The sequence below is a fragment of the Deferrisoma sp. genome (assembly GCF_054681715.1).
This window is the reverse complement of sequence record NZ_BAAHFQ010000088.1, coordinates 1-13,538: the sequence shown is the minus strand read 5'-3', so window position 1 is coordinate 13,538 and position 13,538 is coordinate 1. Positions and strand designations below refer to the sequence as shown.

The 13,538-nt window shown below is 72.6% G+C and carries 10 protein-coding genes; 4 read left to right on the top strand and 6 right to left on the bottom strand.

The annotated features are described in order from the left end of the window. Positions 1–73 precede the first annotated feature (73 nt). From ACY0I8_RS12050 to ACY0I8_RS12040, 3 genes are read right to left on the bottom strand one after another with little or no spacing between them, the layout of a single operon-like run. Positions 74–1,096, bottom strand: a complete 1,023-nt coding sequence (locus ACY0I8_RS12050) for an aspartate-semialdehyde dehydrogenase (RefSeq protein ID WP_461394953.1) — start codon at positions 1,094–1,096, stop codon at positions 74–76. After that, the gene (locus ACY0I8_RS12045; RefSeq protein WP_461394952.1) at positions 1,093–2,223 is read right to left on the bottom strand and encodes a tetratricopeptide repeat protein; all 1,131 of its coding nucleotides are present in this window, start codon (positions 2,221–2,223) and stop codon (positions 1,093–1,095) included. Before ACY0I8_RS12045 ends, ACY0I8_RS12050 begins: the two co-directional genes overlap by 4 nt. Further along, complete coding sequence (locus tag ACY0I8_RS12040; protein ID WP_461394951.1) at positions 2,210–3,286, bottom strand: 3-isopropylmalate dehydrogenase; 1,077 nt, start codon at positions 3,284–3,286, stop codon at positions 2,210–2,212. The genes ACY0I8_RS12045 and ACY0I8_RS12040 overlap by 14 nt, the downstream gene beginning before the upstream one ends. Before the next feature lie 288 nt (positions 3,287–3,574). Between ACY0I8_RS12040 and ACY0I8_RS12035 the strand changes: the two genes are divergently transcribed. The 4 genes from ACY0I8_RS12035 (at position 3,575) to ACY0I8_RS12020 (ending at position 9,422) form a co-directional block, all read left to right on the top strand. Beyond that, the gene (locus ACY0I8_RS12035) at positions 3,575–4,801 is read left to right on the top strand and encodes a hybrid sensor histidine kinase/response regulator (RefSeq protein ID WP_461394950.1); all 1,227 of its coding nucleotides are present in this window, start codon (positions 3,575–3,577) and stop codon (positions 4,799–4,801) included. After that, positions 4,798–5,592, top strand: a complete 795-nt coding sequence (locus ACY0I8_RS12030; protein WP_461394949.1) for an HDOD domain-containing protein — start codon at positions 4,798–4,800, stop codon at positions 5,590–5,592. Before ACY0I8_RS12035 ends, ACY0I8_RS12030 begins: the two co-directional genes overlap by 4 nt. A 20-nt stretch (positions 5,593–5,612) precedes the next feature. Beyond that, positions 5,613–7,151, top strand: a complete 1,539-nt coding sequence (locus ACY0I8_RS12025) for an ATP-binding protein (protein ID WP_461394948.1) — start codon at positions 5,613–5,615, stop codon at positions 7,149–7,151. Positions 7,152–7,373: 222 nt separating this feature from the next. Beyond that, positions 7,374–9,422 carry a molybdopterin-dependent oxidoreductase gene (locus ACY0I8_RS12020; RefSeq protein ID WP_461394947.1) on the top strand — a complete coding sequence of 683 codons (2,049 nt, stop codon included), beginning with the start codon at positions 7,374–7,376 and terminating at the stop codon, positions 9,420–9,422. Between the two features lie 258 nt (positions 9,423–9,680). Here the strand turns inward: ACY0I8_RS12020 and ACY0I8_RS12015 are convergent, their stop codons facing one another. The 3 genes from ACY0I8_RS12015 to ACY0I8_RS12005 form a co-directional block, all read right to left on the bottom strand. Beyond that, positions 9,681–12,692: a UvrD-helicase domain-containing protein gene (locus tag ACY0I8_RS12015; RefSeq protein ID WP_461394946.1), complete on the bottom strand. Its 3,012-nt coding sequence runs from the start codon at positions 12,690–12,692 to the stop codon at positions 9,681–9,683. 7 nt (positions 12,693–12,699) lie between these two features. Further along, complete coding sequence (gene cutA, locus ACY0I8_RS12010; protein ID WP_459941658.1) at positions 12,700–13,017, bottom strand: divalent-cation tolerance protein CutA; 318 nt, start codon at positions 13,015–13,017, stop codon at positions 12,700–12,702. A 73-nt stretch (positions 13,018–13,090) separates the two neighbouring features. Continuing rightward, positions 13,091–13,538: hypothetical protein (locus ACY0I8_RS12005; protein WP_461394945.1), on the bottom strand; the 448-nt coding region annotated here is incomplete at its 5' end.

Sequence of the window (13,538 nt, the reverse complement as noted above, 5' to 3'; positions counted from 1 at the left end):
TCGGGACCAGAAACGGCCCCCCAGGGGATCTCCCCGGGGGGCCGTTTCGTTGCGCGATCCCCGCTTCGCCGTCCTACCCCAGGTAATCCCGGATCAGGATCTCGGCGATCTGCACGGCGTTTAGGGCCGCGCCCTTCCGGATGTTGTCGGCCACCACCCAGAGGTTCAGCCCGTTCTCGATGCTCTCGTCCTCCCGGATCCGGCCCACGTACACCGGGTCCTTGCCGGCCGCGTCGATGGGCATGGGGTACCGGTTGGCCTTGGGGTCGTCCACCACCACCACGCCGGGCGCCGCCTCCAAGAGCGCCCGGGCCTCGTCGGCCGTGATCTTCTGCTCGAACTCCACATTCACCGCCTCGGAGTGGCCGTAGAACACCGGCACTCGCACCGTGGTGGCCGTGACCCGCACCGAGTCGTCCTCGAAGATCTTCTTGGTCTCGTTGACCATTTTCATCTCTTCCTTGGTGTAGCCGTTCTCCAGGAAGACGTCGATGTGGGGCAGGCAGTTGAACGCGATCTGGTGCGGGTAGACGCCCCGGGTGGGCTCCCGGAAGTTCAGCAGTTCCCGGCTCTGGCGCTCCAGCTCCTCGATGGCCCGCTTGCCGGTGCCCGACACAGCCTGGTAGGTGCTCACCACGATCCGCCGGATGCGAGCCCGGTCGTGGAGGGGCTTGAGGGCCACCACCATCTGGATGGTGGAGCAGTTGGGGTTCGCGATGATGCCCCGCTTCGTGTACCCGGCGATGGCGTGGGGGTTCACCTCGGGCACCACCAGCGGCACGTCGGGCTCCATGCGGAAGTGGCTCGTGTTGTCCACCGCCACGGCGCCCGCTGCGGCCGCCGCCGGGGCGAACCGGGCGCTCACCGAGCCCCCGGCCGAAAAGAGCGCGATGTCGATTCCCTCGAAGCTCCCCTCGGTGAGCTCGGCCACCCGCACGGCCTCGCCCCTAAACCGCACCTCGGTCCCGGCGCTCCGGGCCGAGGCCAGGGGCCGCAGTTCGGCCACCGGGAACCCCCGCTCCTCCAGCACCCGGATCATCTCGGTTCCCACGGCCCCCGTGGCCCCGACCACCGCAACGTTGTACTCGCGCTTCATCGCTGTTCCTCTCCCTTTCCGGTCCGCCGCCTTCCTATTGCGAGATCCTCGCCCCCTCTCAACTCCGAAAGAAGCCTCTTATACGCCGGGCGGGGGGCCCGGATCCAGGCCTCCCGGGCCTCTCGCCGGGCCTCGGTCACCCGCCCCACGGCCGCGAGCGCCAGGGCCAGGTTGTACCGGGCCCACGGGGCCTCGGGCGCAAGGCGCACGCACTCTTCCCAGGTCTCCACGGCCTCCTTCCAGCGGCCCTGGCTCGCGTGGAGAATACCCAACTCGTTGGCGTGCACCAGCGCCCGACTCACCCCGAGCCCCACCACCTCGAAGGCCACCTCCCGGCGCTCGTGGTCGGGCACCAGCGCCCCCAGCACCCGCCGGTTAAGCTGGCCGAACAGGCGCTGGAGGAGCCGCCCCTGGGCGGCCCGGATCAGGCCGGCGGGCACGTCGCCCCGGTAGCAGAACGACGGCACCTCGGTGGTGAGCGCCCGGGGCAGGGTGGCCACCACCTCCCCCCGCCGGAGGTCCCACACCCGGTACTCGGCCCCTACGGTGCCGAGATCGGTGCGGCAAAACAGCGGCACGGGGCGGTACTCCACCCGCTCCCGGTAGGCGATCTTCCCCTCCTCGGTCTGTTCGAACCGGAACTCGCCAGTGGGCGTGGGGGTCCAGGTGAACTTCGCCTCCTCGAACCCCTCCACCCGGAACTCGACCACCCGCCCCCCAACCACGGCGTCGACCCCGGTGCGGGCGTGGACCCATCGGAGGGCGTTGGGCGACTCGTCCCACCGCACGGCCAACCCGGCACGCATCAGCCGCTCCTGCATATCGTCGGGGCCGACCACGTGGAACGCGCCGGTTCCGGCCAACTGTCGGGCCAGGTCCCGGGCGAGCGCCTCGCCTTCGGGGCCCTCGAACGGGAGCACCCCGAGGATCTCGGCCCGGCGATCGTAGAGGTTCACCTCAGGGGGCCGCACCACCCGGACCGTGATCCGGCGCAGGGGAGGGTCCCCGAGATCCCGCACCGGTCCGGTCGCGGCGCACCCCGAGGCCACGAGCGCCGCCGCAAGCCACCACCGCCGAAGCCCCCGTCCAGCCCACACCGGCGTCTTGCGCCCCTCAGCCTTCCTCACCCAGAATCCGCCCCACCACGAGATCGCCCACCTCAGAGGTGGAGTACCCCATCTGCCCGGCCGACAGGCTCTTGAGCTTCGTGGCCGTGACCCACTGCACCGCGTCTTCGATGGCCCGGGCCGCCTCGGCCTCGCCCAGGGTGTCGAGCATCATGGCGGCGGCGCAGATGGCGGCCAGGGGGTTGATCACGTTTTTTCCGGTGTACTTCGGGGCCGACCCGCCGATCGGCTCGAACATGCTCACGCCCTCCGGGTTGATGTTGCCGCCCGCCGCGATGCCCATGCCGCCCTGGATCATGGCGCCCAGGTCCGTGATGATGTCGCCGAACATATTGTCGGTGACGATCACGTCGAACCACTCGGGGTTTTTCACCATCCACATGCAGGCCGCGTCCACGTGGGCGTAGTCGCGCTCGATGTCGGGGTACTCGGCCCCCACCTCGTTGAAGGCGCGCTCCCACAGGTCGAAGGCGTAGGTGAGCACATTGGTCTTCCCGACCAGGGTCACCTTCTTTCGTTTGTTGCGGCGCCGACAGTACTCGAAGGCGAACCGGATGCACCGCTCCACCCCCTTTCGGGTGTTGATGGACTCCTGGATCGCCACCTCGTCCGGCGTACCCTTGCGCAGGAACCCGCCAGCGCCCACGTAGAGCCCCTCGGTGTTCTCCCGAACCACCACGAAGTCGATGTCGTCGGGCCCCTTGTCTTTGATGGGGGTATAGACACCCGGGTAGAGTTTCACGGGCCGGAGGTTCACGTATTGATCTAAAGAGAAGCGCAGCTTGAGCAGGATCCCCTGTTCCAGGATGCCCGGTTTCACGTCGGGGTGCCCAATGGCGCCGAGCAGGATCGCGTCGGCGCCCCGGAGCTCCTCGATCGCCCCGTCGGGCAGGGTTTCGCCGGTCTGGAGGTAGTGGTCGCCACCGAACGGGAAGGTGGTCGTCGCATATCGGAACCCGAACCGTTTCGACGCCGCCTCGAGCGCCCGGAGCGCCTGCTCCACCACCTCGGGTCCGGTGCCGTCGCCGGGAATGACCGCAATGCGATAGTCTTTCGCCGCCATGTCGCCTCCGTCGTTTCGATCGTCAGGGGGGTGGAAAGGCGGTAGAAATACACGCCCTCCGAGAGACGAGTCAAACGTAAATCTTCTTTGGGGAGGCGAAACGCAGGACCCCATGTCCTGCCCGGCGACTCTATCCGGAGGCGGGGCGACCGTGTCTGAGTGTAAACCCGCTTCGTCTGTTTTTCGAGCCCCCAAAACGTCGACGTCTTGCCTTTACATCACGCGGTTCGTTTGGCTAAAATGCCGTTCGTCCAGTTTCCCGCGGGGGGACACCGCGGAGAAGAGGCCGTGTCGGTTGCCCATCGCATCCTGTACGTGGAAGACAACCCGGCCAACTACCGGCTCGTGGAGCGCATGCTCCGCGACCAGGGATACGAGGTGCTCCACGCCCGCGACGGGTTCGAAGGCGTGCGGAAAGCGATCGAGGAACGGGACCGCCTGGATCTCATTCTCCTCGACATCAACCTCCCCGGGATGGACGGGTACGAGACGGCCACCAAACTCAAGGCGATCCCCGGGCTTGACCAGATTCCTGTAGTGGCCGTGACCGTCAACTCGATGGCCCAGGACCGCAAGCGCTCGCTGGCTGCCGGGTGTGACGGCTACATCCCCAAACCCATCGCCCCCGACACGTTCCCCTCCCAGATCCGCTCCTATCTGCGGGGCAAACGCGACCGGATCCAGCCGGCGGACGAACGGGTCTACCTGCGGGAGCACGCCCGCCGCCTGGTGGAGCGCCTGGAGTCGAGCCTGACGGAACTCCAGGTGACCCACGAGCGCTTACGCCACGGGGATAAACTCGCCACCATCGGCGAGATGGCGGCCGGGTTCGCCCACGAGATCAACAACCCCCTGGCGTCCATCGCGGCGGCGACGGAGATCCTGCTGCAGAAACTCGGCGAGACCGGCCCCGCCCGGCGGCATCTCGAGGTGATCTCGCGCAACGTCTCCCGGCTCCAGCGGCTCGCCTCGAGCCTGACCTCGTTCGCCCGACCCTCGGAGGCCGAACGGGCGATCCTGCCGGTGGGACAGGCCGTGGAGGACGCGCTGGTCGTGACCCAGTACGAGATCCGGAAGGCCGGCATCGACCTCCAGGTCGAGGTCGAGCCGGGGCTTCCGGCCCTGTGGGCGAGCCCCGATCACATCCAGCACGCGCTGGTGAACCTGATCCGGAACGCGGCCCAGGCCGTGAGGGAGAAGCGGGAGGCCCAGTCGGAGGCCGAGGCCCAGGTGCTCGTGAAGGCCACGATGGAACACGAGCACATCGTGCTCTCGGTGACCGATACGGGAACGGGGATCGCGCCGGAGTACCAGGACCGGCTGTTCACGCCGTTCTTCACCACCAAACCCAAGGGCCGGGGCACGGGGCTCGGGCTCTACATCGTCAAGCAGATCGTCGACGACCTGGGCGGCCGGATCGAGGTGCGAACCCTTCCGGGCCACGGGTCCACGTTTCGGCTTCATCTTCCGCCGGCACGCCAGGGCGGCGGCCGGGCTCCCAAGGGCACCCCTTGATCAGCGCGCCCCGCCCCGCCCGGCCTCTCCCCACCACCCTTCCCACCCTGCCGGCCGTGGCGGCGCGGATCGTCGCCCTGTTCGCGTCTCCCGAGTTTGAGATCGCCGAGGTGGTCCGCACGCTGGAGCACGACCCGCCCGTGTCGGCCCGGGTGCTGCGGCTCGCCAACTCGGCCTACTACGGGTTTCCCGGCCGGGTGGACCGGCTGGACCGGGCCGTGGTGCTCCTGGGGGCCGCCACGGTCCAGGCCCTGGCCCTTGCCACGGCCGTGATGGACCTCTGGAAAGACGCCCCGCCCGCTTCCGTGCGCGCCCTCTGGGTCCACAGCTACCTCGCGGCCGAGGGCTGCCGGTTCCTGGGCCGTCGGCATCCCGTGGCCGGGTTCGAGCCCGACGCCCTGTTCGTCGCCGGACTCGTCCACGACCTCGGGAAGTTCTGGTTTCTGTCCGAAGCGGCCGAGGACTACGCCTCGGAGCTCGCCGAACGCTCGGGACCGGAACTTCGGGCCGCCGAGGAGGATCGGTTCGGCGAGGACCACGCCTGCGCCGGCCGCACGCTCCTCGAGGAGTGGAACTTTCCCGCCGGCATCGCGGCCCTGGCCGGGTTCCACCACGGCCCGGCGCTTCGGGCCGAACTCCGGCCGGCCCAGTCGGTCGTGGCCGCGGCCAACCGGGCGGCCGGAGGATCGCCCGAGCCCTCCGACCTGCCCCCGGCCCTGGAGGAAGACCTGTCGCGCCACCTGGACGCGCGGCGGGGGGCGGCCGAGGCCTTCGTGGAGGCCCTCGTTTGACCCCACCGGGAGATCCCCCGATGCCCGACACCGTTCCGACCACGGAGCACAAGCAGGAGCTTTTCGCCCAGGCGCTTCGCTCGGCCACCCGCGAACTCGAGGCCCGCACCGAGGAACTCGGGGTCCTCCGGGATTTGGGAGCCCTGTTCGAGCGCTCGGCCGACCTGGAGCGTCTGATTTCCTACGCCCTGGGAAAGGTGTTTCGGCTTTCCCGGGCCCGAAACGCCTCGGTGCTCCTCGCGCGGGAGGCCGAAGGGGAGCTCGTGCTCGCCGTGGCGGCCTCCCGGGACGACCGGGCGCCCGCCTACTACGGCCCCGACGGCCACCCCCGGCGGATGTTCTCCCTCGGGGAGGGGGTCGCGGGCTGGTCCGCCGCGGCCGGAGAGCCGGCGCTCCTGGAGCGGGCGGCCGAAGACCCCCGGTTCGTGCCCGTGCCGGGGGGCGTGGCCGTGGGGTCGCTTGCCACGTTCCCCCTCATGGCCCAGGGCCGGTGCGTGGGGGTCCTGAACCTGAGCCACCCCGAGCCCGGGGGTCTCGATCTTCACAACGCCCGGTTCTGGGCCATCTTGGCGAGTCACCTGGCCGTGGCCGTCTCTCACGCCCTCCTGTTCGAGGAGGTCCGCCGGGCCAACCGCCGGCTCGAGGCCCAGGTGCGCGAGCGTACCCGGCGGCTCGAACGGGCCAATCGGGAGCTCGCCCAGGCCCGGGCCGCGCTGGAGGCCCAGAACCGCTCGCTCCAGGATCGGGTGGCGGCCCGCACCCGGGAACTCGAGGCCGCGCTGGAGGAACTCCAGGTCCAGAACGTGAGGCTCGAGGAGGCGAACCGGGTCAAGGACGAGTTCCTCAATAACATCAACCACGAGCTCAAAACGCCGCTCAACGCCATCATCGGGTACGCCGGGCTGCTCCTGCAGGAGCTCGGGCCGGGGCTCGACCCCGAGCACCGCACCGACCTCGAGCTCATCGCGGCCAACGGAAAGCACCTCCAGTCCATCCTCGAGAACATCTTCTGCCTCATGGACATCGAGGCCGGCACCCTGGAGCTCGACCGCCACGCCCTCGACCTGAACGAGCTCGTCTCGGCGGCGGTGCGCTCGGTGCGGCCGAGGGCCGCTGAGAAGGGTCTCGAGCTCGCCTTCGAGCCCATGGACGTCCCCCCGGTGCCGGCCGACGGGACACTGATCTTGCGGGTGCTCTACAACCTGCTGGACAACGCCGTGAAGTTCAGCGATCGGGGCACGATCCGGGTGCGGACCCGCACGGCCCGCCTCGACCCGCAAGACCCTTCCGCGCCCGAACCCCCGGCCGTGGGCGGCGTGACGGCGGCCGTGGTCGAGGTGGAGGACCAGGGCCGGGGCATCCGGCCCGAGGACGTGGACCGGGTGTTCCAGAAGTTTCACCAGGCCGAGCCCCCCACCCGGAAAACCGAGGCGGGCTCAGGCCTGGGGCTCACCATCGCGAAGAACCTCGTGGAGCTCCACGGCGGCCGCATCTGGGTCCGGAGCGAACCCGGAGTGGGGAGCACCTTCTCGTTCTACCTGCCGCTGGAGGCGAACTAGCGCGTGCGGACGCGAGGACGTTGGGACGCGCGGACGCTCCCCCCGAAAGCTCCGGACCCGGCGCCTCCCAGCCTCCCAGCCGCCTAGCCGCCTAGCCGTCCGGCCGTCCCCACGTCCCACCGGAATTGACTTCGGGCCTGGGCACCCCGTAACCTACCGGCCTCGTGCCAATCCCCACAAAGTCCGCCGGGCGACGCGCCCACCGGCCAGGAGGAGGGCCCCGTGAACCGTTGGGACCGTAGGTCGTTTCTGAAACTCGGCGCCGCCGGAGCGGCCGGCGCCGCCCTCCCCGCGTTCGGGGGTGCCCGGCCCGGGGGCCCCGCATCCCACCGGAGCCTGCGCAAGTACCGCCACCCGCTCCCGACCCTTTGCGGCATGTGCCCCGCCCGGTGTGCCGTGCTCGCCTTTCGCGACGGCGACCGGGTGGTCCAGATTCAGGGCAACCCCGGCTCCCCCACCAACGAGGGCGGAATTTGCGCCCGGGCCTACGCCGAGATCGAGCGGCTCTACGACCCCGGCCGGGTGCTTCGGCCGCTCCGGCGGGCCGGCCCCCGCGGGTCCGGCCGGTGGGAGCCGATCTCCTGGGCCGAGGCCCTGGACCAGATCGCCGCGGCGCTCGGTGGCCGGGCCGTCCTCCACCTCTCCATGGACCGGTTCCTGGCGGGCGACCTCCAGGACCGGATCGGGTGGGAGCGGGTACTCCTCGACCGCCGACTCCCGGGCCGTCCCGGCCCCGGGTCCGACGCCGACCTCTACGGAGCGCCGGTGGCCGACCCCGATCTGCGGCGGGCCGAAACCGTGTATCTCTTCGGGGCGTCGATCCTGGACGGCCGGTTCCAGGTGCCCCTGGCGCGGGGCCTCGTGGAGGCCCGGGCCCGGGGGGCCCGGGCGGTGCTGTTTGGCGAGGCCGTGGGGGCCACGGGCTCCGTGTGCGAGTGGGTTCCGGTGCCCCCGGGCGCGGCCGTCTGGGCGGCCCTGGGCATGGCCCGCATCCTCTGGGACGAGGGCGAGGTGGACGCCGAGTTCCTGCGCGCTCGGACCCCCGAGTTCCCCGACGCCCTGGCCGAGGCCCTGGGGCCCTACGACGCCGGAACCGTGGCCGAGCGGACCGGCATCGGCCCGGAGCGGCTCCGGCGCCTGGCCCTGACCTTCGCCGGGCGCCGGCCGTCGGTGGCCGTGGCCGCGCCCGGCACACCCGAGGCCGCGGCCGCCGCCCTCCTCAATCACATGGTGGGGACCGTTAACCGGGCCGGCGGCATCCAGACCGCGCGGGGGCCGTACTTCACGACCCCGGCGCGGGCCGAGACCACGCCGGCCGCTTGGTGGGAGGGGTTCCTGTCCGGCGGCGAGGCGCTGGACCTCTACCTCGCGGCCGAGGCCAACCCTGCCTACGACGGTCCCCGGCCCGACGCCGTGGCCCGGACCCTGGCGGACTCGGAACGGGTGGGGCTCGTGGTGGCCCTCGATACCCATCTGACCGAGACGGCCCGGCTCGCAGACCTCGTGCTCCCCCTGGCCACGGCCTACGAGTGCTGGGACCTGGTGGAGGGAGCGCTGCCCGACGGCCGGCCCTACCTCGCCCTCCAGCAACCGGCCACCCGGCCCGACTCCGAGCCCGACAAGCTCCGGGATCCGTCCGCGGAGCACCTCTCGCTCTTCGAGCCCTGGCCGCGGCCGCTGGGGCAGGCCCGGGGCATCCCCGACGTGCTCCTGGCCCTGGCCCGGCGGCGGCCGGGCCCCGAGCTGCCCGCCACGGTGCGGGACGTGCTCGACGACCTCCTCCGGAAGTCCTGGGGCCCGGGGAGCCTTCAGGCCCTGGCCCGCCGGGGGGTGTGGGTGGCCGAGGAGCCCAAGGCCCCGAATCCCCTCGAGCCCGCCCGTCTCGTCCGCCGCCTGACCCCGCCCGAGGTCCCGGCCGAGGGATTCCTGGCCCGGGTCGAAGCCCCGGCGGTGCTCCCCCGTACCTACGCCGGTACCCGGCGGGGCCGGGAGATCGCCCCCCACGCCGAGGCCTGGGTGCCGGCCGGGTCCGGCGTGCCCGACGGGGCCGAGGTGGTTGTCCGGTCCGAAGCCGGAGAGGCCCGGTTCCCGGCCCGGGTCGTCCAGGGCCTCCACCCCCGGGCCGCCGTGCTGCCCGACGGCTACGGCCACGTCGGGCCGGTGGACGAGGGCGCCTGGTGGCGGGAGGCCGGCCCCGGCGCCTCGGCCCGGCGGGTGGTTCCGGCCGACGGCCGGCCCCACCCCGTGGAGATCGAGCCGGCGGAGGGGTGAGACTGGATGACCGCTAGGACGCTGGGAGGCTAGGACGCTAGGACGCGAAAATCTTTTGTGATTCCAGCGTTGGCATCCGTCCCGCCCGATGGAAGCGGCGCCCATTCCAGGGGTCAGAATTCAGAGGACAGGGGTCAGAACCTCCCTGTCCTCTGTCCTCTGATCCCTGACACCCTGACACCCGGCCCGGGGGGCGCTCCCGCGCCGGGACCTGACCCGGTTCTCCCCTCGCGGGGGTGAACTTCCCCCGGCCCCGCCTCAGAACAGGGTGAGCTGCCGGGGCGGGCGGGGTCCCCCGGCCACCGAGATCCGCTCCACGCACGCGACGCCTCGCAGGAACGGGCTCTCCCCGGGCCGACGCCGCTCCCCGTAGAGCCGGCGCTCCCGGGCCCGGGTGAGCACCAGCACCTCCCTGGCCCGGGTCATGCCCACGTAGAGGAGCCTTCGCTCCTCCTCTCGGTCGCCCTCCCGGCCGGGCGCACGGTAGGGCAGGAGCCCGTCCTCGCACCCGGCGACGAACACCACCGGGAACTCGAGCCCCTTGGCGGCGTGGAGGGTGAGCACCGCGATCCGGTCCCCTGGCCGGTACGCGTCGCCCGCCTCGGCCATGGCCGCCCGGTCGAGGAGATCCCCCACGGTGTGGCAGCCGGCGGCCGCCGCGAGCCACGCCGCCGCTTCCGCCGCCTCGGGGTCCAGCCCTTCGGCCTCCAGCGCCGCACGGGCGGCGTCCAGGGCCGGGGCCCCCGGATCGGCCCGCCGCAGCCGGTCGCGCACCCGCCGCCAGCCCGGCCCCACCGGCTCGCCGGCCTGCACCGGGAACCCCTGCCGCTCCAGGGCCTCGGCGATGACGGCCGCCTGGGCACGGGTGCGCACGAGCACGGCCACGTCCCCGAACCCGTAGGCCGCCGCCGACTGGAGCGCGCCCCACCGGGCCCGGTGGGAGGTCCCGCCCAGGAGCCCCTCGATCTCCCGGGCGATCCACGCGGCCTCGTCCCGGTCGGTCGCCAGGTCCACGAGCCGCACGTCAGGGCCTGGCGGGGCGTTGGAAACGAGACCGTCCCGGCCCAGGGCGGCCCCGGCGGCCCGGATAATCTCGGGCGAGCACCGGTAGGTGCGCCGGAGCCGCACCGTGCGAAGCCCCGGCTCCTCGGCGGCGAGCCGGTCGAACAGCCCCGGGTCCGCCCCCCGGAACCCGTAGATCGACTGGTCCGGGTCCCCGATCACGGTGAGGTCGCCGCCGGGCGGAACCAGCAGGCGAAGAAACCGGTACTGGACCGGGTCGAGATCCTGGAACTCGTCCACCGCCACCCAGCCGACCCGCGCCCGCCACGTCTCCCGTAGGGCCCCGTCGGCCTCCAGCACCCCGGCCGCCCGCAGGACCAGCTGGTCCAGGTCCAGGGCGCCCCGCCGGGCCAGCGCCGCCTCGTAGGCCCGGGCCATCTCGGCCAGGCCGGCGTCCAGGGGCACACCGCTGCGTCGGGCCCGGCTCAGGGCCTCGGCCGCCGCGGCGGCCTCCCGCCGGCCCAGGCCCGTGGCCTCCTGGAACACGGCCAGGGCCTCGTCCCGGCCGAGGAGGCGAAAATCCTCAGGAAGCCCGCTAGCCTTCGGCGCTTCTCTTAAGATCTCAAGGGCCAGTTTGTGTAATGTGGAGACCCGGACCCTGATCCCGCAGAGCGCCGCCCCCAGACGCCCGGCGAGCTCGTCGGCCGCCCGGTTCGTGAAGGTCACGGCGATCCCCCGGGCCGGGTCCACCTCGCCCCGGGCCACCCGCCGGGCGATCCGCTCCACCAGGGTCCGGGTCTTCCCCGTGCCCGGCCCGGCCACGATCCGAAGCGGCCCGGCCGGCGCGGCGACGGCGGCCTCCTGGTCCGGGTCGAGGTCGCCGCCGGCCCGGTCCGCCGACCGGGGGACGAACACCTCGGGCGGCCGCGGGGCGGCGGGCGGAACCGGCCCCCCCCGCCGTGGCTCGTCGGCCGTCGCGGGGGCGAACAAGACGCCCTGCCGCGCGATCTCCCGGCGCTCCTCGGGCGAGAAGATCCGCACCACTCCGAACGCCCCGTCGTAGCCCCCCTCCACGTGCACCCGGCCCTCGCGCACCCGCCCCACGGCCTCGGCCACCACCGGGCCGGCCGCCCGGGCCACGTCCCCGGGGTCGGCCCGCAACAGGATCGGGAGTTCCGGCCCCACCTCCCGGGCGAGCCGGTCCAGAACCCGTCCCACCCGCTTCGTGCGGGGCCCGGCGGCCAGGGCCTCGGCCACCACCTCGGCCAAGGGAACCAGGGTCTGGAAGGGCTTCGCCCCGGGCGGCCTCGCCCCGGGGGGCCGGTCGGCGAGCTCCTCCACCCGGTGGAGCACCCCCACCGTGAGCCGGCCGCCGCAGGCCGGGCACCGGCCGCCGAGCTCCCGGGTCTCGGCCGGCGTGAGCCGCACCGCGCATTTTCGGTGGCCGTCCAGGTGGTACTTGCCCTCCTCGGGGAAGAACTCGAGGGTCCCCAGGAGCCCGGGCCGGCCCGGGGCCTCGAGGGCCCGGCGCAACGCCCCGAAGGAGGGATCGAGGTCGAACCGGCAGGCCTCCCGGCCGAGGTTTGCGGCGGAATGGGCGTCGGACGAGGAGATGAGGGCGAACCGGTCCAGGGCCGAGACCCGCCAGTTCATGGCCGGGTCCGAGGAGAGCCCGGTCTCCAGGGCGAACACCTCGCCGGCCAGATCCTCGAAGCACGCCTCCACCGCGTCGTAGCCCGAGCGGGAGCCCAGGATCGAGAACCAGGGGGTCCAGACGTGGGCCGGCACGAGAAACGCGCCGGGGGCGGTTTCCAGGAGGATCTCGAGCACCTGCCGGCTCGTGAGGCCCAGGATCGGGCGGCCGTCGGAGCGCACGTTCCCCAGGCGGTCGAGGGCCGCCAGGAACCGGCCGGCGGCCTCCAGGTGGGGCAGGAACACCACGTGGTGGACCTTTCGCACCGCGCCGGCGTGCTTGTAGATGCAGCTCACCTCGCCCTGGAGCACGAACCGCACTGGCCCCCGGCACGCGGGCGGCACCCCCGCGTCGGCCTCCCGGGCCAGGGGGTCCAGCAGGCGGTAGAGCCCGGGCTCGGCCTCCACGAGCTGGTCGGAGAGCTCGGCGAACCAGGCCGGGTGGGTCACGTCCCCCGTGCCCACGAGGTAAATCCCCTTGCGCTGGGCCCAGGCGTGGAGCTCCGGGAGGTTCAGGGACCGGCTTGTGGCCCGGGAGAACCGGGAGTGGATGTGGAGGTCGGCCAGGAACTCCACGGCCGGGTCACCGGGTCTCGGCGCGGATCCAGTCGAGGAAGGCGGGGTTTCCGGCGGCGATGGGAAGCGCCACCACGCAGGGGCACGAGTAGGGGTGGAGCTCCCGAACCCGCTCCGTGAGCCGCTCCACGAGGTCGGCCCGGGATTTCAGGACCAGGGCGGCCTCGGGGTCCTCCTGAACCTCCCCCTCCCACCAGTACACCGAGGTCAAACCCGGGAGCACGTTGGCGCAGGCCGCGAGCCGCTCCTCCACGAGGGCCCGCCCGATCCGAAGCCCCTCCTCCCGGCTGGGCACGGTCACGTAGATCCACACGCAGTCCGTCATGGCACCCTCCTTCGCGGGGCGGTCCGGCACCCGAGCTTGCGGACTCCCACTCTACCACACGCGGGTCGGCCGTTCATGGGTCCGGAGGCGGCGGCCCCTCGTCCCCGAACCGCACGACAACGAGGTGGGCCTTCCGGACCCAGAGGGCACGGCCCCCGGTCCGCACCGAGAGCCACGCCCCCGGCGCCCGCAGCGCGTCCACGGGCCGGCCCTCGGCCTCGAGCAGGAGGTCCCCCGCCACCGCGTGGCCCCCGGCCAGCTCCACCCGCACGGCCACGGCCCGGGTCCAGGCGGACATGGGGGCCGGGCCTTCCCTTTCGATCATGGCGACCTGCGCGGCTCCGACCAGGCAGAACTCCCCATCACGCGACCGAAACGCGAGCACCGGGTCGGCCTCGTCCACGAGCTCCCACACCTCCTGGGGCCCGGAGCCCCGGGGCGAAACCGGCGACACGAACACCTCGCCCTCGAGCACGGCCCCCGTGGCCAGGCCGAGCCGCACCCGCACGGGCACCTTCTCC

What these genes read in the sequence shown, in the direction of transcription:
- ACY0I8_RS12050 (WP_461394953.1), bottom strand. Translation starts at nt 1,096, where the DNA reads ATGAAGCGCGAGTACAACGTTGCGGTGGTCGGGGCCACGGGGGCCGTG.
- ACY0I8_RS12040 (WP_461394951.1), bottom strand. Translation starts at nt 3,286, where the DNA reads ATGGCGGCGAAAGACTATCGCATTGCGGTCATTCCCGGCGACGGCACC.
- ACY0I8_RS12025 (WP_461394948.1), top strand. Translation starts at nt 5,613, where the DNA reads ATGCCCGACACCGTTCCGACCACGGAGCACAAGCAGGAGCTTTTCGCC.
- cutA (WP_459941658.1), bottom strand. Translation starts at nt 13,017, where the DNA reads ATGACGGACTGCGTGTGGATCTACGTGACCGTGCCCAGCCGGGAGGAG.